We start from the raw sequence: 18,849 nt of genomic DNA on the forward strand, positions 1-18,849 counted from the left end.
ACATGACTTTTAATTTCTTTCTGCTATAATCCGCCCACGCACTTAAATTTCCGTTCATTACCTGAACATTCTGTTCTATTCATTGTAAGCGCACGCTGTCCATAGAGAGGACCATTTCTTGCGCCCCGATCGCTCAGCGATTCTTCAGGTTCGGCCGTAATCAAGCGTGCGTTTAGTCCACATCGTCGTTACTCGGATTGCTGCTGAAAAAACGTTTCAGCTAACTTTGCTTTGCCGCTTTGTGCCGATGTCTATTTTGTATTTATTAAAAATGGAGCACCCACTAGGGTGAAACTCTCTATGAGCAAAACTTTTGCCGAATTTTCTTTGCATGAAACCTTACAACAAGCGCTTGAAGGTTTAGGTTTTACTACCCCGACTCCTGTGCAAGAACAATCTATTCCTGCAGCTTTAGAAGGAAAAGACCTTCTAGTATCTAGCCAGACTGGTTCTGGTAAAACTGCGGCATTTTTATTACCGACATTACATAATTTAGCTGGTCAAGAAACTTTTGTTCCGTTCAAAGAACGTATGAAAGCTGTGACCCAACCTAATATTTTAGTTTTATGCCCAACACGTGAATTGGCTCAACAAGTTAGCCAAGATGCGATTGCTTTCGTACGTCACATGAAAGGTGTTCGTATTGCTGCAATCATGGGTGGTATGCCTTTTGGTAAGCAAATCCAACAACTTAAAGGCGCGCAAGTTATTGTTGCGACTCCAGGTCGTTTATTAGATTTAGTAAACCGTCGTCAATTAAAGTTAGATAAAGTTGAAGCTTTAATCGTTGACGAAGCTGACCGTATGTTAGACCTCGGCTTCTCTGAAGATTTAGAAGCAATCAGCGATTTAGCTGGTAACCGTCGTCAAACATTAATGTTCTCTGCAACTTTCGCTGACCGTATTATTCGTCTTGCTGAGCGCATGATGAATGAACCTGAGCGTATTGCTATTGAAACAGGTCACAGTACAAACACTGACATCACCCAAACTTTACACTGGACAGATGGTTTCGAACACAAGAAGAAACTTCTGACTCACTGGTTGGCTGATGAAACTCTTGATCAAGCGGTTGTATTCGCGAGCACTCAAGAAGATACAGATATGTTGGCTGAAGAACTTGCAGAAGCAGGTCATTCTGTAGTTGCACTTCACGGTGCAATGCCACAAACAGTTCGTAACCGTCGTTTACGTAGTATTCGTGAAGGCCGTGCAAAAATCTTGGTAGCGACAGATGTTGCTGCACGTGGTCTTGACGTACCGACAATTTCTCACGTAATTAACTTCGGTTTACCAATGAAACATGAAGACTATGTACACCGTATTGGTCGTACAGGTCGTGCTGGTCGTACAGGTCAAGCAATTACTTTAGCGACTTATCGTGAACGCGGTAAAATCCGTGCGCTTGAAGACTATTTAGATGCACGTTTAAGTGTTTCTGAAATTGAAGGCTTAGAGCCATCTCCACCTCCTGCTCGTTCAGGTCGTGATGGCGGTGGTCGTGGTCGTGGCGGCAACGGTGGTCGTGATGGTCGTCGTGGTGGCGGTTTTGGCGGTGGTCGTCGTTTTGAAGGCGAAAGCAACTTCAAACGCCGTGAAGGTGGTCGTGATGACCGTCCACGTCGTAGCTTTGATGACAAACCACGTGGTGAACGCCCATTCGGTGGTGAAGATCGTCCACGTCGCGAGTTCAATTCAGATCGCCCACGCCGTGAAGGTGGTTTTGAAGATCGTCCACGTCGTGAGTTCAACTCAGATCGTCCGCGTCGCGAAGGTGGTTTCAACGATAAACCGCGTTTTGACTCAAATGATGACAACCGTGGTAACCGTGTAGATTACAAACCACGTCGTGAAAATGGTTTTGGTGACCGTCCAAAACGTAATTTCGGTGGTGAAGATCGTCCGCGTCGTAGCTTTGATGACAAACCACGTGGTGAACGTCCATCATTTGGTGGCGAAGATCGTCCACGTCGTGAGTTCAACTCAGATCGTCCACGCCGCGAAGGTGGCTTTAACGATAAACCGCGTCGTAGCTTTGATGATAAACCACGTGGTGAGCGTCCAGCGTTTGGTGGCGAAGATCGCCCAAAACGTAGCTTCGGTGGTGAAGATCGTCCACGTCGTAGTTTTGATGATAAACCGCGTCGTAAATTCGACCGTTAATCAATAGTTTGTTTAAAGAAAGGCCAGTAGAAATACTGGCCTTTCTTATTTTTCAGTTTTGTTATAAAATAACAAAGTGTGAATTGGTTCAATTTTTTATTAAATAATGAGTAAAAGTAAACGAAAAGAAACAATAATGGCACAGTTGAAGAACTTATTAGTTCAGCATGGCTTGCCTTATCTTTTTATTGCACTTGTTTTGTGTAATGGGGTTTATTTTGCCTATGCTTTTATAACTGGAAGTTCTATTGAGCAGTTTCAAATTTCTGAATTAACCTCTTTTTACGAACATACCTCTTCTATTTCTACCAACTAAGTTAGCTTTGCTTTTGTCAAAATAACAACAAGTTTGCCAATTTTCAGTGTTATAGTATGCGTGCATAAAAGTGCAGGAACGATTGCCATTATGAATAATAAAACTCCTCTCTCGACTCAACCACTTATTGAAGTGAAAAATTTGAGTTTTAATCGAGGGGAACGCGTCATTTATGACAATATTAGTTTAAATATACGTCGTGGCCAGATTACGGCTATTATGGGACCTTCTGGTACAGGTAAAACAACATTATTACGTCTGATCGGTGGACAGTTAGTTCCTGATCAGGGCGAAGTTTTGCTCGACGGTAAAGATATTGCAAAAATGTCCCGTCAGGAACTTTTTTCAGCCCGTGCACGTATGGGAATGTTATTTCAGAGCGGTGCTTTATTTACGGATATGTCGGTCTATGAAAATGTGGCGTTTCCGATTCGAGCACATACCAAGCTTCCTGAAAATCTAATTGCTGAACTGGTTGCATTAAAACTGGAATCAGTAGGTTTGCGTGGTTCTGAACAATTAATGCCTACAGAACTCTCAGGTGGTATGAACCGTCGTGTCGCTTTAGCACGTGCGATCGCACTTGACCCTGATTTAATCATGTACGATGAACCGTTTGCAGGGCAAGACCCAATTGTAAAAGGCGTGTTGACACGTTTAATTCGTTCATTGCGAGAAGCTTTAGATTTAACCACAATTATTGTTTCGCATGACGTTCCCGAAACCCTTTCTATTGCTGACTACATTTATGTTGTAGCAGAAGGAAAAATTCAGGGAGAAGGAACACCAGAAGAATTACAGGCATATGCTTCTCCATTTGTGCGCCAATTCTTAACAGGTTCGGCAGAAGGACCAGTTGAATACCAATTTAGTCATCAAGCCTATTTAGATAACGAGGTTCGTCCATGAATACGATTGCCTGGTTAGGTAGACTCGTTATTGAGCGGATTCGAGGGATTGGTGTTGCGGCACTAATGCTCTTACAAATTGTTTTTTCTTTTCCTTCATCTGGTGGGTTTGGACGATTTATTTACCAAATGCATCGGGTAGGGGTGATGTCTTTGTTAATTATCACTGTGTCGGGCCTATTTATTGGTTTGGTACTGGGTTTACAAGGATATTCAATTTTAGTGAACGTCGGCAGTGAATCAATGCTAGGCACCATGGTGTCTTTAACATTGCTGCGTGAATTGGCACCAGTGGTTGCTGCTTTATTATTTGCTGGCCGAGCAGGTTCTGCATTAACAGCAGAAATTGGTTCAATGAAGCAAAGTGAACAACTTGCTAGCATGGAAATGATCGGGGTTGACCCATTAAAACAAATCGTATCACCACGTCTTTGGGCGGGAGTGGTCAGTTTACCGATGCTAACTGTCATTTTTGCTGCGATTGGTATTGTGGGCGGTAAAATGGTAGGTGTCGATTTTCTTGGCGTCGATGAAGGCTCATTCTGGAGCGGTATGCAAAACAACGTGCAATTTGGGCATGATGTCGTAAATGGCATTATCAAAAGTATTGTGTTTGCTTTGTTATGTACATGGATTGCGGTATATCAAGGATATGCGTGTGATCCGACTCCAGAAGGAATCGCAACTGCAATGACGAGAACAGTTGTATATTCTTCATTATGTGTTTTAGGTTTTGATTTCGTGTTGACTGCGGTCATGTTCGGAGGGATTTAATGAAATCACGTAGTAGTGAGCTGGCCGTAGGTATCTTTGTTATTATCTTCGGTATTGCCTTGTTCTTTTTAGCCATGAAAGTTAGTGGCCTTGTTGGTACTAACTTAAATGATAGTTATACCATGAAGGCTCAGTTTGATAACGTCAATGGTTTAAAGCCTCGTGCTAAAGTAACGATGAGCGGTGTCACAATTGGTCGTGTTGACTCAATCACCCTTGATCCAGTTACGCGTTTGGCTACCGTAACCTTTGGTTTAGATGGAAAATTGACAAGTTTTAATGCTGAGCAACTAAAAGAAGTTCAAAAAAATGCTTTAGATGAACTACGTTATAGTTCTGACTATACGCAGGCTTCTCCAGAGCAACAAAAAGCAATGGAACAGCAACTGATCAGTAACATGTCCTCCATCACCAGTATTGATGAAGATGCTTATATAATGGTTGCAACCAATGGTTTGTTGGGTGAGAAATATTTGAAAGTCGTTCCAGGTGGTGGTTTAAACTATCTTAAACGTGGCGATACAATTTCAAATACCCAAGGAACTATGGATTTAGAAGATTTAATTAGTAAATTTATTACTGGTGGTGGCGCAGGTAAAGTTGCCGCTGGTTCATCCTCAGCAGAAGAAAAAGCTCCTGCAAGTACCGACAGCAGTGCACAGCCGTCATTTGTTGAGTAAGAGTTTATTTGAAGGAGTGGTTCCAGGTGAATACGTTGTTTAAACAAACCCTGACAGCAAGTCTTTTGTCTACTATGATTGCAGGTACAGCTTTTGCTGCACCTTCAGAAGCACCACCTGATTTTATCAAGCGTGTTGCTGATGGCTTGATCGCTCGTTTAAAAGCAGATCATGCTAAGTTGCAGAACAATCCTGCTTTAGTAAAATCAATTGTACGTCAGAACTTAGACCCATATGTTGATTCACAAGCGTTCACTCGTATTGTGATGGGTACTTATGCGACGAATCAGTATAGTACAGCTGCACAGCGTGCTCAGTTTGAAACAAACTTCCGTAATACATTAATTGAAAATTACGGTAGCGCATTTGCTAAATATACAAATCAAAGCTATACCATGCGTCCTTACAAGGCAACTGCGGGTAAAAACCCTGTAGTGACATTGGACTTTAATCATAATGGTGAAAAAATTCCTGTTTCTTTCCAGTTGGCTGACAAAGGTACTCAATGGAAAATCCGTAATATCAATGTCTCTGGTATTGATCTAGGATTACAGTTCCGTAATCAGTTTGCTGCAACAGTGAAACGCAATGGCGGTGATTTAAATAAAGCAATTGCTACATTCCAACCTGATGCAGACGCAGCGGTTAATCAAAACAAAAAGAAATAAGTAGGTGACGTGTGGTTCAGTATCTCAACCAACAATTGGTTGTTTCGGGAAAAATTGATTTTGAAAATGCGGAACAACAGTATCAAGCAGGTTTGGCTATCATAAAGAAGCAGCAAAGCTTCCCACTTGTGGTGGATTTAACTGAGCTTGAGCATGGTAGTACCTTGGCCTTGGCTGTTTTAGTTCAATGGTTACGAGAGACTCCAAAAAATACTGGTTTGCATTTTAAAAATGTCCCTGAAAAAATGCTGAAGATCATTCAAGCCTGTCATTTGCAGGAAGACCTGCAACTGATCTGATGTTTTTTATGTAAAAAAGCACCTATATTTAGGTGCTTTTTTATGCTCGAAATTAGCATTTTATTACAAAACTTAGATCCATTTTTTCCAGCGGAAATAAATGATCGGCCCAATAAAGAAACCCATAATAATCAGCAAAACAACGAAGAAACTGGTCGTACCATGTGCAAAAGGTAATACGTCTGTGTTCATGCCATAAATACTGGCAATAAGCATCGGAGGAGCTAACATACTTGGTAAGATCGAGAATCGACGAATCGTATCATTCTGTTCTGTGTTAATGAATCCAGACGTCGTATCAAGTAAGAATCGTACTTTTTGGAATAAGAACGCATCATGTTCTACCAGTGAGCGCACATCTTCACTGAGCTCTCGAATGTCTGCATCATAAATATGACTGCCTAATGCACGTGGACGCGATAAGAAAGTAAGTACACGTCTTAAATCAATCAGACAAAGCTGCGCTTTCCCTAGCATGTCTTCTTGTTGAGCTAGGCGTGTAATCATGTCATCGAGATCTAGAATTTTTTCACGTTGGTGGTTATTAAGAACCTCGGTGGAGTATTTTTCTAAATCTTTGTGGATATCTTCTAAGATATCCGCAAGCTCATCGAGTTTTGCTTCAAGAAGGCCTAATAAAATCCACGTTGGATCTTTATAGTCCATGTCATAGTCATTTCGGCGAGCACGGGCACGAAAGGCACGAAACGCAACTAGTTTTTCTCCACGCATCGTAAAGAGGCGGTCTTTATGTAAAATGAAAGCTACGGTTTGCACCATGGCAAGCATATGTGATGACTCTTCAGCGTCGCCATCCACCTGATAATTTTTATTTTTCGTTAAAAAATAAGTACTGATGTGCAAAATACCGTCATCATCACGGTAAAATCGTGCAGAAGATGAAATGTCTTCAAGCGACTTTAGTGTTGGTAAATTTTGGTCATAGGCATCTAATACCCATTGTTGCTCTTCTTGCGAGGGTGCAATAAGATCAAGCCAGACTAATTCGGGATGTAGATCAAATCCACCATTGATGGTGGCATCTTCCAGACTTCCGCGTTCTGTGGCATAAAAGGCTTCAAGCATGTGTCTTTTTTCCTCACGCAGTCTGATGGAAATGGATGGGTGTATTTTAGACAAGGATTTGCCGAAAAACACTTGCCAATACGCTATTTTGCAAAAAAAAACTCTATCGATAGTTTAGTTTGTCAGCATGACAGTTCAATAAAACGGTTTTTTACACTATGAAATCAATTTGTATTTTCTGTGGTTCATCTCTTGGTTCAAATCCAATTTTCCAACAAATTGCTCAAGCTACAGGCGAGGCTATTGCAAGACAAGGGAAGACCTTGGTTTATGGTGGTGGTCGCTCAGGCCTAATGGGTGTGGTGGCCGATAGCGCCTTACAAGCAGGTGGACAAGTCATTGGCGTGATCCCTCGTGCTTTAGTTGATCGTGAGTTAGCTCATCCGGGCCTAACCAGATTATATGTGGTTGAAAATATGCATGAGCGTAAAACCAAGATGGCGGATCTTTCAGATGGCTTTATTGCTTTGCCGGGTGGCGCTGGTACATTGGAAGAAATCTTTGAACAATGGACGTGGGCGCAATTAGGGATTCATCAAAAGCCATGTGCTTTCTTAAATGTAGCGGGCTTTTATGAAGATTTACTTAAAATGATTCAAGGAACGGTGGATAATGGATTCAGCCAAGCACGGTTCGTTGATAAATTGATCGCATCAGACGAAATTGAAGATATCCTTCAGCAATTTGAGCAATATCAGGCTCCTGCTCCAAAATGGACAAACGCAGACGTCCAACCATAAACGAGGTTAAATAGGTGAAAACAATTACGGTCGCTGCCGCAGTGATCTTAAATGAGCAAAATCAGTTGTTGCTTGTAAGAAAGCGTAATACACACGCTTTTATGCAAGTAGGTGGCAAGCTGGAACCTAATGAGGCACCAGAGATCACCATGCAACGCGAAATTTTAGAAGAAGTCGGAAGCTCTTGTGTGATTGAGCAATTTATTGGTCATTTCGAAACAGCAGCTGCCAATGAGCCGGATCATATTTTGGTGAGCCATTTATATCTTGTTCAGCTCGATCAGGCCCCTAAAATTGCAGCCGAAATTGCAGAAATGAAGTGGATAGATTTAAATGATTCGGAAACTCAACTTGCACCATTGACCAAAGAAATTGTCATTCCTTGGTGTGAAGAGTATTTATCTACAGTGCAATAGCTTAACTCTTCGGTGTTGCTGCTAGGCACGCCGTATGAATGGATGTGCAGCCTAATTGTTTAAGGGCTTGACTGAGCGCATGAACAGAGCTTCCTGTGGTTATCACGTCATCAATAATGAGAACGCGGCGATAACGTCGTTTCTCTTGATGATGAGGTAAAAATTGTTGTTCTATATTTTCAAAGCGTTCTAGCCGAGTAAGTCCTTTTTGAGAGTGCTCGTTTAAACGTTGGATTGGTTGCCAAACAGGTATTTTTAAGTGTCTGCTTAAGATATTGGCAAGTAGTAATGATTGATTGAAACCACGCTCGATTAAACGCTGATTGGAAATAGGCATGGGTACAATAGCTTGTACCTTGGGAAATTTTAATTGTTTTAAAATTTCACCTAATAAGATTTGATAATGTAACTTTTGTTCATATTTAAACTGCTGAATAATCCGGTTAACAGGATAAGCATAATTACAGGCCACAAGAACAGATTGATTATTACGTTGAATCGTTTGTTTAAGCCAAGGTAGCTGTTCCCAACAGTCTTTACAGAGTGAGTATTTTTCTCGCATGCCTAACTCGCACAATGAGCAAGGTGAAAATAACTGAATAAGATGTTGGAAGTTTAAAAAATTAAACATACGCGTAGCGAGGCGCCTCAGGAAGCCAGCGTTTTAATAGAGCATCTGCCTGTTCTGGATAATCTTTTAAAACTTGCTGTGCCACATAGTGGGCTTGAATCAGTAGGTGATCATCTCGCTCTAAACGAGCCACTCTAAATCCCATATCCCCAGTTTGTTTAGTCCCTAGTAATTCACCTGGTCCGCGTAATTCCAGATCTTTTTCTGCAATCACAAAGCCATCATTACTTTCTCTTAAAATAGAAAGTCTCTCTTGTCCATTTTGAGAGAGAGGCGTTTTATATAAAAGTACGCAAAAACTAGCTTGAGCACCTCGACCTACGCGACCTCGTAATTGGTGTAGCTGAGAAAGCCCTAAACGCTCGGCATTTTCAATGACCATAATGGAAGAGTTAGGAACGTCTACTCCAACTTCAATCACTGTCGTTGCGATAAGAAGTTGTAATTCATTATTTTTAAATGCTTGCATGACGGCTTGCTTTTCATCGGCTTTCATTTTGCCATGCACCAAACCAATATTGAGTTCAGGGAAACGTTCTTTCATCTCTTGGTAAGTTGCTTCTGCTGCTTGAGCATCTAAAGTCTCAGACTGCTCAACCAATGTGCATACCCAATACGCCTGTTTCCCATCTCTGCAATTTGAAGCAATACGTTGAAGTACTTCTTCTCGACGATCAAGAGGAATCGTAACTGTTTGAATTGGGGTACGGCCTGGAGGTAACTCATCAATTATAGATGTGTCCAAATCACCATAAGCACTCATTGCTAGAGTTCTTGGAATGGGGGTTGCCGTCATCACGAGTTGATGGGGGGTGAACTGCTCAGCACCTTTATTGCGTAAAGCTAAGCGTTGATCTACCCCAAAACGATGTTGTTCATCAATAATCACTAGCCCTAATTTAGCGAAGCCAACATTGTCTTGAAATAAGGCATGGGTACCGACAATAAGTTCCGCGTGGCCTTCTTTAATCTGTTGTTCTGCTTGGGCACGGGCTTTACCTTTTTGTTTGCCAGATAACCATGCCACGGTTACACCTAATGGTTCAAACCAACGTTTAAAGTTTAAATAATGCTGTTCTGCAAGAATTTCAGTAGGAGCCATTAATGCAACCTGCCAATCTGCTTCTAAAGCATGGCAAGCTGCTACAGCGGCAACTAAGGTCTTTCCAGCACCTACGTCGCCTTGTACTAGACGTAGCATAGGTTGGTGTTGTTTTAAGTCATTTAAAATTTCTTTAGATACACGTTTTTGTGCATTGGTCATTTGAAATGGTAAAGCTTCTAATAGTTTTTTAGCTAATACTTTACTGCTTGAAAATGCAGGTGAAGCAATTTGGCGAATATAAGCACGGCGATTAAGTAAACTAATTTGGTGTGCAACCAACTCTTCAAAAATAAGTCGTTGCTGTGCAGGGTGCGAGCCTTGAGCCAATTGCAGCATGTTGGCATCCACAGGAGGCTCATGAATGTAATACAAAGCCTCTTTAAGCGCATAGCCATTGGTATATTGTTTTGGGAGTAGCTCTGGTAAGGCGTCACTATGATGCTTTAAAGCTTGTTTAACGTATTCGCGTAATTTAGGTTGAGTTAACCCATCCGTACTTGGATAAATTGCTGTAAGCTGAGTTTTTGGTAGAGGTGTATGTTCATGAATGAGCTGAATTTCAGGATGATACATCTCAAGGCCGCGAGCACCTACACGGACTTCACCAAAAATGCGTAAGCGATGACCGGGTTTTATTTTATCAGTCAGGTTTTTATAAATATGATAAAAGCGTAAGGTGACTTTAGCGAATTCATCTTGCACCAAGGCTGCCATAGATTTTCTTTTTCCTGGGGGGAAATCAATTGATTTGACTTCTCCTTCGAGTAAATAGCTCCGCCCAACCACAAGTTGATTCATTGGAATAATCGTACTGCGGTCTTCATAATCACGTGGCAGATGAAACAGTAAATCATCTGTGGTAAAAATATTTAGTTTTTCGAGCAGGGCTGCTGAAGCCGATCCAACGCCTTGTAACTGATGGACTGAAGTCATGTCCCCTCAACGAGTTTTCTATGCATATATTATTTATCGGTTATGGTAAAACATCTCAGCGTGTTGCTAAACAACTATTTGAGAAAGAACATCAAATTACCACAATCAGCCGTAGTGTAAAAACGGATAGTTACGCAACACATCTTGTTCAGGATATTTTTACGCTCGATTTAAGTAAAATTGAACCTGTAGATGTCGTATATATTTTACTTTCTCCAAACGAGAGTACGGTTGAGGGCTATCAGCAAACTTATGTTGATAGTGTTGAACCGATTCGAGAAGCATTAAAAATACATCCAGTAAAAAAAATAATCGTTGTCTCTTCTACGCGGGTATATGGTGAAAATGCAGGGGAGATTATTGATGATTTTAGTGAAATTCATCCAAATGATGCACAAGGCCATATATTGCGTAATATGGAGCTACTCTGGCAAAAGTACTATCCAACTCAATCTGTAATTGTTCGCCCTACAGGTATTTATGGAACTTCCATTGCCCGTTTAAAGAAAATGGCTGAAAATAGTCAAAGTTATCCAAATATACATTATAGCAATCGAATACATATTGATGATTTAGCAAGATTTTTGGCTTTTATGGCTGATTATGAAAGTCATCAAGCAAGCTATATTGTGACTAATAATCAACCATTACCTTTGCATGAAGTTATCGCATGGTTTCAAAAACAATTGGGATTGCCAGAATTAACTTTAGAATCAAACCAAATTTCAGGTAAAAGAATTTATGCAAAACATTTATGTACAATAGGTTTTCAGTTAGAACACCCAATTTGCTTTAATGACTATTTATTATGTTTAAATGTTCATAGCGCTAAATAAAATTTTGATTAAACTTTAAATAAGAACATAAATACCTGATGAGGCAGTCAAATTGCCGATAAAGATAAAAAGTTTGAAAATGAAAAAAATTTGTTTAGCTCTTATTTTGAGCGGAACAGCTGCTGCGAGTTGGGCCGAGGATCAGGTGTGGTGTGCATATGATCCTATCGGGTCCCAAGGGGATATTACTCGCCGTTTAAATGACATTCGGCTATATGCCCAGCAATATCAAGTCAAATTTAAAGTGGTTACCTATCAAAAAGAACAGCAGGCCATACAAGCTTTTGATGATGGGAAATGTTCAGGTTTGGCTGCATCCAATTTCAATACTTATCGTTATAACCAGTTTATGGGAAGTACCGCGGGTATAGGGCTTATTCCTAATAATCGTACGGCCAAAAGCTTTTTGCAGCTTTTAAATCACCCTACAATTGAGAAAAGGCTGGTTTCTAAGAATTATGAAGCTGTGGGAATGATTCCAATTGGAACTGCTTACATGGTTCTAAAAAATAAGAACCTCTCTAGAGTCGCTCAATTAAGAAATCAGCGTATTGGGGTGCTACCTAACAATCCACCACAGCAAGCACTGGTACGGAGTGTAGGTGCTCAGCCAGTCTATGTCGATTTATCTAACGCGATTGCGCAGTTTAAGCAAAATAAAATCGATATTATTGCTGCCCCCGTGTATGGTTTATTGCCATATAACTTACAAAAAGAATTTGGACCAGATACTCAAGTCATTAATTTTCCTTTGGCATATTTCGGTGTCAACTTAATTATTAAGCCGCAAGCTTATCCTGCTAATTTTGGCCGGAAAATTCGAGGATGGTTCGTTCAAAATAGCCAATTGCTGACGAATCGTGCGACACAATGGGAAAATCATTTACCTGCTTATTATTGGGTAGATGTCTCTTTTTATGAGAAGCAAAGTTATGACGTAATGGTTGCCAAAATACGTAATCAGTACGTTCTTTCAGGTTATTACGATGCTTATTTCGTTCAGCTTATGAAGCGCTTACGTTGTATGGACGATCCACGTTATTTTGAATGTCCAATTCGCTAATAAAATAAAAGGCAACCGAAGTTGCCTTTTATTTTGACTGAAGACTTTAAGCTTTTTTGCGTTTTAAACGGCGTTTAGCTTGTTGAGATGCCATTGCTTCAAGAGCATCTTTCAATTCTTCGTCAGTAAAGGTGGTGATATGCTGCAACATTTGCAAGGTTACTTCATCAAGCACCAACTGTGCGCCAGCAGCCATTTGACGGAAGTTGTCATCAAACTCAATTTGGCCTTGGTCATTGGTACGAATGTAATTTTGCTGAGTAAGTACTTTTAAGAAGCTTTGGAATAAAGCTTTATCGAAGAACTCTGGCGAATTAAATTCATATAGAACTGATAAACGTTGTCCTAATAAATGACTTAATTCTTCAACTTGTTTAGCAGAGATATTACCTGAACCACGTTGAGTAATGAGCGCAAGTGTCATGTAGTAGCGCTCAAGACTTTGCTTAACTGGCGTTGCTAAAACAACAAGCTGATTATGCTCTTCTGTATTTGGCGCAGAGCTAATCAAGTTACCTTCATCGTCTTGTTGAATAAGGTTAGATTGAACTAGAGCATCTGCATATTGCTCAACTTGTGCTTTAAGCTCGCTGCTCTTCCATTTAAGGAATAACTCAGCTTTCAAGAATGGATAGAGCGTATAGATGACATTAGTTAAATCTGAACGACTGATTTTTCCATTATGCTCAACAAGCGATGCTACTAGAGAAGGTAAAACAAAGGCGTGCAAAATGTTATTACGGAAGTAAGTCAGAAGAACAGCTTGGTTATCTTCAATCGCAATAATATCGCCAAGCGCATGCTGAACGCGTTTAATGAGTTTAAGCTTTAAACCATACGCAATAATTTCTTTACCAGAAAGTGGCGTTACTTCCATACGTTGGTCATATGGGAAGTTCGATGCCAAGTTACGATAAGCTTCTAGCTGCTTAATACAAATTTCTTCATCAAGCGTATGCTTTGGAGTTGCAAGCAAAATAATAGAAAGTAAAGAAACAGGGTTTATCACCACAGCTCGGTTAATATTTTCTAAAATTGCATGTGCAGAGCTATTTACTGCATCTGAAACAGCTTGAGGAATTGGGTCGTCATTTTTCTCGATATAAACGTTTTCTGCATTATGTTGCTTAAGCAGATCATCAAGGAAAACGGGTTCACCAAAGTTCACGTGGACTTTACCAAAGATACGTTCAATTTTTCGTAAGGTTTTCACAATACCAAAAATAGATTCGGCTTCTTTTGGCTTACCTTGCATTTCGCCTACGTAAGTTGAGCCTTCCATAAGTCGTTCATAACCAATATAAGTTGGTAAGAAAACGATCGGTTTAGCACGGCCACGTAAATGGCTGTGAACTGTCATGGCAAGCATACCGGTTTTAGGCGGTAATAAACGTCCAGTACGTGAACGTCCACCTTCAATAAAGTATTCAAGTGGCGTGTTACGTGACAAAATACTATATAGATATTCTTTAAATACAGTAGTGTAGAGTCCATTTCCACGGAAAGAGCGGCGAATGAAGAATGCACCGCCACCACGTAGAAGCTGTCCAACAAAAGGTAAGTTTAAGTTATCGCCCGCAGCAATATACGGAACCATCAAACCACGTTTATAGATCACATATGACAATAGTAAATAGTCAATGTGACTGCGATGGCACGGTGTATAGACAACTTCATAGTCTTTCGCTAGTTCACGAACGGTACTAAAGTTATGTACTTCTACGCCGTCATAAAGCTGGGTCCATAAGCGTGTTAAGGCAAGATCGGCAAAGCGCACTGCTGAGTGTGAATAATCCGATACGATTTCATTCACATAGCCAATCGCACGGCGTTCAGCTTCAAGCATGCTCACTTTTCCGCGAATACTTTCACGGCGGATTGCTTCTTGCACATCACGAGATTTAACAACCGATTGCATGACATTGCGGCGATCCGACAAATCGGGGCCTAACACGACTTCACGCTGACGGTCTAAATAATCATTTAACGTACTTACAATATAAGTTGCTGGTGAAAGATTTGGATAATGCTGCTGTGCATATTCAACCAATTCACGTAGCGATTGTGGTTCATGAAATTCTAAATAAGACTGACGGCCATGCAAACCAATATTAACCAGCTGCTTAACTGTGCTTGGTGTTGCCCATGTGTCGGAAAATAATAATTTAAACCAAGAATCTTCTTTATCTGGCGAACGGCCCCATAAAACTGTAACCGGAACAAGCTCTATATCAAGTTCAGGGTTTTCTTGTAAAACTTCAATCAGTTTTATTAAACGCGGTGGAAAAGCATGAGGAGGCGGATTCAGTAAATTATTTTCATCATTGTGCTGTAAAAATAAAACTGATGCTTTTTCCTGATGAGTACCCACAATGAGTGGGTCTAACGCAGGTTTTAAATTTAAACGACGCGTTTCTCCATCAACCACTAAAGCATTGCTTCGAGAGTGGTTTTGTAAGACGTAACAAACCACTTTTTGGCGGTCAGTTTTTGCTTCTGTTTCTGTTGTTTCTGATACTGGTTCAGTAGGAACTTCCCCAAGAACATGTGGTGTTACCACGAGGTCAAGTAGTTTACTCGAAAGCCGACGATACATTTGACCAAACCCACTCTTGGACATAAGAACTCCTACTTCTTAAAGACAAATCCCAGCACCAAATGCAGAGGGTAATTATTTTGCGGCATTTATTAAAAAAAACAATATGCTACTTTCTTATAAATTATAATGCTTTTGGCATATTTTATCGTTAAAAATCGTATTTTTAGCTGTTATATGAGCAATGTTCGTCAGAAGTTGACTGATTGTTCCATGTTCAAATAGTTTTTTATGGCACAATAGATTCTACACATCTGTACTTTAATACGATTTTTTACCTGAAATATGAAGGTATCTCTCATGAATGCGTTAACCCAAGAACTTGTCGATCTTCTTACTTTAGAAAAGCTAGAAGAAAATATTTACCGTGGCATAAGCCGTAATCTTGTCGGTAAACGTGTCTTTGGTGGGCAGGTTTTGGGTCAGGCTTTACGTGCGGCATCTTATACAACCGATCGCCCAGCGCATTCTTTGCATGCATATTTTTTATATGGTGGCGATATTAATGCCCCAATTATCTATGAAGTAGACCGTTTACGTGATGGGAAGAGTTTCGTAAGCCGTCAGGTTCGTGCCATTCAACACGGACGAGTTATCTTTTCGGCGATGGTTTCTTTTGCTAACCCCGAAGAAGGCTTGAACTATCAACATCAAGAGCCAGAGTATCCCGCACCAGAGACTCTTAAATCTGAAAATGAGCTCAAAGAAGGTATTTTAAATTTCGTACCGGAAAATGTTCGCGCTAGCTTTATGCGTGAGCGCCATGTAGAAATTCGCCCAATTGATCCGGTAAATCCGTTTCAACCGCAACCTGAAGCTCCTTATAATGCGCACTATATCCGCACACATGACCGTATTCCAAAACAATTAGATGATATTGCCCTCCATCAAGCGATTGTTGCGTTTTATTCAGACTTTACCTTAATGACAACTGCTTTGAGACCGCATGGGCTCAGCTATATTTCTCCAAGTTTGCAGTGTGCAAGTATTGATCATGCCATTTATTTCCATCGCCCGCTGCGTGCCGATGAATGGATGCTTTACGATATGGAAGCAACCGTTAGCGCAGCTTCTCGCGGCTTGAACTTTGGCCGTATGTGGCAAAATGGCCAACTTGTATGCAGTACCGTGCAAGAGGGTTTAATCCGTTTGCGGGAAATTGAAACACAATAAGCTTATTTATAAAGCCATCTCATGAGATGGCTTTTTTATTTTTAATTGAAACGATGTGACAAAAAATTGCTCGTATGAAAAGCAAGCTCATGTCATATTTGCAAAAGGATTGCCAACTGAAAAAAATAATGCTGATATGAACTTAAATACACAAATTCTTATTGCGGCCATTTTAGGCTTAGCCTTTGGTTTTATATTAACGTTGTATCCCGATACTGCGTTTGTAAAACATAGTTTATATGGGTTAGGCATATTAAGTAGTGTCTTTATTGGGCTGCTTAAAATGTTGTTGGTGCCTTTGATTTTTAGCTCGATTGTTGTGGGTGTATCTAATTTGCAGGCGGGAGGGCAGTTAGGTCCAGTCTGGAAAATTACCTTTTTATGTTGTTTGACTACAACCACACTAGCTTTAATTTTAGGTATAAGTTGTGCTCATCTATTTGAAGTAGGGCGCGGTATAGATATCTCTATTTTCCAAACGTCTATGCAAAACTATCAGGCACCAGATAGTTTAAATCCTGCAAGTTTTTTCACTAATTTTATTCAAAATACATTAATCAACCCATTTAAGGCGTTTAGCGACGGTAACGTTTTAGCGGTTGTGGTGTTTGCGCTATTTGTTGGTGTTGCTTTAGTCCATGGCGGTGAGCGTTTTAAAAGTATTCGCGTATTAAGTCATCAATTTTTTGAAATGATGATGATGCTAGTCAGCTGGGTAATGAAGCTAGCACCTCTGGGTATTTTTGCCTTATTAGCAAAGTTAATGGCAACCGAAGATATTTCGGTACTCAGTCGTTTGGCTGAGTTTGCTGTTGTAGTGACAGGGACTACCATTTTTCATGGTGCTGTTGTTTTACCGTTACTACTTTGGATTTTTGGCCGCATGAGTCCTTGGGCTTTTTTCAAAGGAACACGTACAGCGCTAATTACAGCATTTGCAACCAGCTCTAGTTCTGCCACAATGCCCCTTAGTATGAAATGCGCACAGGAAAACTTAGGGGTTCGTCCGCAAACAGCTGGTTTTGTAATTCCTTTAGGTACACAGCTTAATATGGATGGCACAGCACTATATGAAGCAGCCGCTGCATTGTTTGTCGCAAATTTGGTGGGGCTAGACTTAAACCTGACACAACAAATTATTGTGTGTTTAACAGCAATGATTGCATCACTAGGGGCCCCTGGCATTCCAAGTGCAGGTATGGTTACCATGATTATGGTTTTACAGTCTGTAGGTTTACCGGCTGAAGCAATTGCAATTTTACTTCCGATTGATCGCCTATTGGATACGGTAAGAACAGTGGTAAATGTGCAGGGTGATATGATGATTAGCGTGGTTGTTGACCGTTATACAAAAGATAAAGATATCAGTGTCTAATCTCCTAAATAAAAAAGCAGGATTTTAAATCCTGCTTTTTTATTTTTAAGCCGCTTGTAACTCGGCTCTTTTTGCTGCTGGAGATTGCGATAAATAGCTAACCGCATCTTCAGTGCTGCCTTCTTTAACTGGATCATACCAAGGCATGAGGTAATCAATTTGTTGGGCAATCAGCCAGATTGGGTTTGGTAAAACCTGATTATCTTTTCTGCTAATTTTATACCACTCTACAGCAACCCATACTGGGAAAAATCTAGATTTAGCAGCATCAGCAAAACGTGGATCTTGTTTCATAATATGTGCAGCGCCATCTACCCATAATCCAAGCACCAGTACAATCACTGCAAGGCTTAAATAGTAGCGTGGAATATATCCACCACCCAAATGGCGATATAAATCAAAAGCAACGGTACGGTGTTCAATTTCTTCTGAACCATGCCATTTAACCAGATCAACCATTTCAGAGTCAGCGCCTAATTCTTCCCAACGCTCGTTATAGAGTGCATATTTCCCTAATACACAGGTCATATGCTCAACAGTTGCAATAACGCCTAAACGGAAAAGGTCCCATTGCCCTTGTAGAAATTGAGGGACTTCTTTGTCGAATGGTTTATCTGCTAAGGCAGTGGTAAATAGATAATTCATAATGTCCAGATTTCGCTGGATATCAATATTACGTGCGCTTAAATATTCTTTATTGGCAGAAATATGCGCATTGGCATGCATAGCTTCTTGGCGGATAAATGCTTGCACATCCTGTTTAAGTTTTTCATCTTTAATTTGTGGTAAAACTTTATTGTATAAACGGCAAAACCAGAATTCTCCGGCAGGCAAGATGTTATTAATTTCATTAATAAAATAACTTGCGAAAGGCTGATTTGGAATCCAGTCAACAGGGGTATCTTTCCAGTCAAATTTTACTTTACGTGGAAGAATTTTATAGTCAATAGAAGAACCTAAAGCCTTGTTCTTCAAAAAAGATAACAATTTCATCATTTAGTCCTGATTTTTAACTCGATGAAGTTATAACGAGTATAAAAAAAGCCCCTACATTTGTGTTTAGCAATAGGGGCCAATTTGAAAATAA

The 18,849-nt window shown here is 40.4% G+C and carries 18 protein-coding genes; 13 read left to right on the forward strand and 5 right to left on the reverse strand.

The window, feature by feature from the left end:
• Nucleotides 1-300 precede the first annotated feature (300 nt).
• From KIP84_RS02070 to KIP84_RS02100, 7 genes are all read left to right on the forward strand, one after another.
• Nucleotides 301-2,163, forward strand: coding sequence for a DEAD/DEAH box helicase (locus KIP84_RS02070; RefSeq protein WP_108010020.1), 1,863 nt, complete (start codon nucleotides 301-303; stop codon nucleotides 2,161-2,163).
• A gap of 106 nt (nucleotides 2,164-2,269) precedes the next feature.
• A complete protein-coding gene (locus KIP84_RS02075; RefSeq protein WP_005067237.1) occupies nucleotides 2,270-2,479 on the forward strand; it encodes a hypothetical protein in 210 nt (69 codons plus the stop codon).
• A 90-nt stretch (nucleotides 2,480-2,569) separates the two neighbouring features.
• Nucleotides 2,570-3,388 carry an ABC transporter ATP-binding protein gene (locus tag KIP84_RS02080; protein ID WP_002116999.1) on the forward strand — a complete coding sequence of 273 codons (819 nt, stop codon included), beginning with the start codon at nucleotides 2,570-2,572 and terminating at the stop codon, nucleotides 3,386-3,388.
• On the forward strand, nucleotides 3,385-4,161 hold the full coding sequence (gene mlaE / locus KIP84_RS02085) for a lipid asymmetry maintenance ABC transporter permease subunit MlaE (protein ID WP_002117010.1): 777 nt from the start codon (nucleotides 3,385-3,387) through the stop codon (nucleotides 4,159-4,161). The genes KIP84_RS02080 and mlaE overlap by 4 nt, the downstream gene beginning before the upstream one ends.
• The gene (locus tag KIP84_RS02090; RefSeq protein WP_005067241.1) at nucleotides 4,161-4,841 is read left to right on the forward strand and encodes an outer membrane lipid asymmetry maintenance protein MlaD; all 681 of its coding nucleotides are present in this window, start codon (nucleotides 4,161-4,163) and stop codon (nucleotides 4,839-4,841) included. The genes mlaE and KIP84_RS02090 overlap by 1 nt, the downstream gene beginning before the upstream one ends.
• Nucleotides 4,842-4,867: 26 nt before the next feature.
• The gene (locus tag KIP84_RS02095) at nucleotides 4,868-5,509 is read left to right on the forward strand and encodes an ABC transporter substrate-binding protein (RefSeq protein ID WP_002116826.1); all 642 of its coding nucleotides are present in this window, start codon (nucleotides 4,868-4,870) and stop codon (nucleotides 5,507-5,509) included.
• 11 nt (nucleotides 5,510-5,520) lie between these two features.
• Nucleotides 5,521-5,808, forward strand: a complete 288-nt coding sequence (locus KIP84_RS02100; RefSeq protein WP_019767454.1) for an STAS domain-containing protein — start codon at nucleotides 5,521-5,523, stop codon at nucleotides 5,806-5,808.
• Between the two features lie 72 nt (nucleotides 5,809-5,880).
• On the opposite strand, the gene KIP84_RS02105 is transcribed toward KIP84_RS02100, so the two are convergent.
• Nucleotides 5,881-6,894: a magnesium and cobalt transport protein CorA gene (locus KIP84_RS02105; RefSeq protein WP_002116978.1), complete on the reverse strand. Its 1,014-nt coding sequence runs from the start codon at nucleotides 6,892-6,894 to the stop codon at nucleotides 5,881-5,883.
• 158 nt (nucleotides 6,895-7,052) lie between these two features.
• Between KIP84_RS02105 and KIP84_RS02110 the strand changes: the two genes are divergently transcribed.
• On the forward strand, nucleotides 7,053-7,634 hold the full coding sequence (locus tag KIP84_RS02110; RefSeq protein WP_032004815.1) for a TIGR00730 family Rossman fold protein: 582 nt from the start codon (nucleotides 7,053-7,055) through the stop codon (nucleotides 7,632-7,634).
• Between the two features lie 14 nt (nucleotides 7,635-7,648).
• Nucleotides 7,649-8,050 (forward strand): NUDIX domain-containing protein, encoded by a 402-nt coding sequence (locus KIP84_RS02115; protein WP_017386994.1) that lies wholly within the window; start codon nucleotides 7,649-7,651, stop codon nucleotides 8,048-8,050.
• A 1-nt stretch (nucleotide 8,051) separates the two neighbouring features.
• Here the strand turns inward: KIP84_RS02115 and KIP84_RS02120 are convergent, their stop codons facing one another.
• Both KIP84_RS02120 and recG read right to left on the reverse strand, forming a co-directional pair.
• Nucleotides 8,052-8,681, reverse strand: a complete 630-nt coding sequence (locus KIP84_RS02120; protein ID WP_199113554.1) for a phosphoribosyltransferase family protein — start codon at nucleotides 8,679-8,681, stop codon at nucleotides 8,052-8,054.
• Nucleotides 8,674-10,719, reverse strand: coding sequence for an ATP-dependent DNA helicase RecG (gene recG / locus KIP84_RS02125; RefSeq protein ID WP_213689244.1), 2,046 nt, complete (start codon nucleotides 10,717-10,719; stop codon nucleotides 8,674-8,676). The genes KIP84_RS02120 and recG overlap by 8 nt, the downstream gene beginning before the upstream one ends.
• A gap of 20 nt (nucleotides 10,720-10,739) precedes the next feature.
• On the opposite strand from recG, the gene KIP84_RS02130 reads away from it, so the two are divergent.
• Entirely contained in the window at nucleotides 10,740-11,555 is an 816-nt protein-coding gene (locus KIP84_RS02130; protein WP_133482068.1) for an NAD-dependent epimerase/dehydratase family protein, read from the forward strand.
• A 79-nt stretch (nucleotides 11,556-11,634) separates the two neighbouring features.
• Nucleotides 11,635-12,618 (forward strand): putative solute-binding protein, encoded by a 984-nt coding sequence (locus KIP84_RS02135; RefSeq protein ID WP_213689245.1) that lies wholly within the window; start codon nucleotides 11,635-11,637, stop codon nucleotides 12,616-12,618.
• Between the two features lie 46 nt (nucleotides 12,619-12,664).
• On the opposite strand, the gene plsB is transcribed toward KIP84_RS02135, so the two are convergent.
• The gene (gene plsB, locus KIP84_RS02140; protein WP_005067259.1) at nucleotides 12,665-15,238 is read right to left on the reverse strand and encodes a glycerol-3-phosphate 1-O-acyltransferase PlsB; all 2,574 of its coding nucleotides are present in this window, start codon (nucleotides 15,236-15,238) and stop codon (nucleotides 12,665-12,667) included.
• Nucleotides 15,239-15,514: 276 nt separating this feature from the next.
• On the opposite strand from plsB, the gene KIP84_RS02145 reads away from it, so the two are divergent.
• Together KIP84_RS02145 and KIP84_RS02150 are read left to right on the forward strand one after the other, a co-directional pair.
• Nucleotides 15,515-16,387: an acyl-CoA thioesterase II gene (locus tag KIP84_RS02145; protein ID WP_002116924.1), complete on the forward strand. Its 873-nt coding sequence runs from the start codon at nucleotides 15,515-15,517 to the stop codon at nucleotides 16,385-16,387.
• Nucleotides 16,388-16,496: 109 nt separating this feature from the next.
• A complete protein-coding gene (locus tag KIP84_RS02150) occupies nucleotides 16,497-17,762 on the forward strand; it encodes a dicarboxylate/amino acid:cation symporter (protein ID WP_068614014.1) in 1,266 nt (421 codons plus the stop codon).
• Nucleotides 17,763-17,807: 45 nt separating this feature from the next.
• Here KIP84_RS02150 and KIP84_RS02155 read toward each other — a convergent pair whose 3' ends face one another.
• Nucleotides 17,808-18,758, reverse strand: coding sequence for a metal-dependent hydrolase (locus KIP84_RS02155; protein WP_213689246.1), 951 nt, complete (start codon nucleotides 18,756-18,758; stop codon nucleotides 17,808-17,810).
• Between the last annotated feature and the right edge of the window lie 91 nt (nucleotides 18,759-18,849).

Origin of the sequence: Acinetobacter sp. BHS4 (genome assembly GCF_018454425.1) — a bacterium.
Lineage (GTDB): Bacteria > Pseudomonadota > Gammaproteobacteria > Pseudomonadales > Moraxellaceae > Acinetobacter > Acinetobacter pittii.

Coding starts and splice junctions, on each gene's coding strand:
- KIP84_RS02145 (WP_002116924.1), top strand. CDS start 15,515: ATGAATGCGTTAACCCAAGAACTTGTCGATCTTCTTACTTTAGAAAAG.
- KIP84_RS02120 (WP_199113554.1), bottom strand. CDS start 8,681: ATGTTTAATTTTTTAAACTTCCAACATCTTATTCAGTTATTTTCACCT.
- plsB (WP_005067259.1), bottom strand. CDS start 15,238: ATGTCCAAGAGTGGGTTTGGTCAAATGTATCGTCGGCTTTCGAGTAAA.
- KIP84_RS02135 (WP_213689245.1), top strand. CDS start 11,635: ATGAAAAAAATTTGTTTAGCTCTTATTTTGAGCGGAACAGCTGCTGCG.
- KIP84_RS02105 (WP_002116978.1), bottom strand. CDS start 6,894: ATGCTTGAAGCCTTTTATGCCACAGAACGCGGAAGTCTGGAAGATGCC.
- KIP84_RS02090 (WP_005067241.1), top strand. CDS start 4,161: ATGAAATCACGTAGTAGTGAGCTGGCCGTAGGTATCTTTGTTATTATC.
- KIP84_RS02080 (WP_002116999.1), top strand. CDS start 2,570: ATGAATAATAAAACTCCTCTCTCGACTCAACCACTTATTGAAGTGAAA.
- mlaE (WP_002117010.1), top strand. CDS start 3,385: ATGAATACGATTGCCTGGTTAGGTAGACTCGTTATTGAGCGGATTCGA.
- KIP84_RS02075 (WP_005067237.1), top strand. CDS start 2,270: ATGAGTAAAAGTAAACGAAAAGAAACAATAATGGCACAGTTGAAGAAC.
- KIP84_RS02155 (WP_213689246.1), bottom strand. CDS start 18,758: ATGATGAAATTGTTATCTTTTTTGAAGAACAAGGCTTTAGGTTCTTCT.
- recG (WP_213689244.1), bottom strand. CDS start 10,719: ATGACTTCAGTCCATCAGTTACAAGGCGTTGGATCGGCTTCAGCAGCC.
- KIP84_RS02130 (WP_133482068.1), top strand. CDS start 10,740: ATGCATATATTATTTATCGGTTATGGTAAAACATCTCAGCGTGTTGCT.
- KIP84_RS02070 (WP_108010020.1), top strand. CDS start 301: ATGAGCAAAACTTTTGCCGAATTTTCTTTGCATGAAACCTTACAACAA.
- KIP84_RS02110 (WP_032004815.1), top strand. CDS start 7,053: ATGAAATCAATTTGTATTTTCTGTGGTTCATCTCTTGGTTCAAATCCA.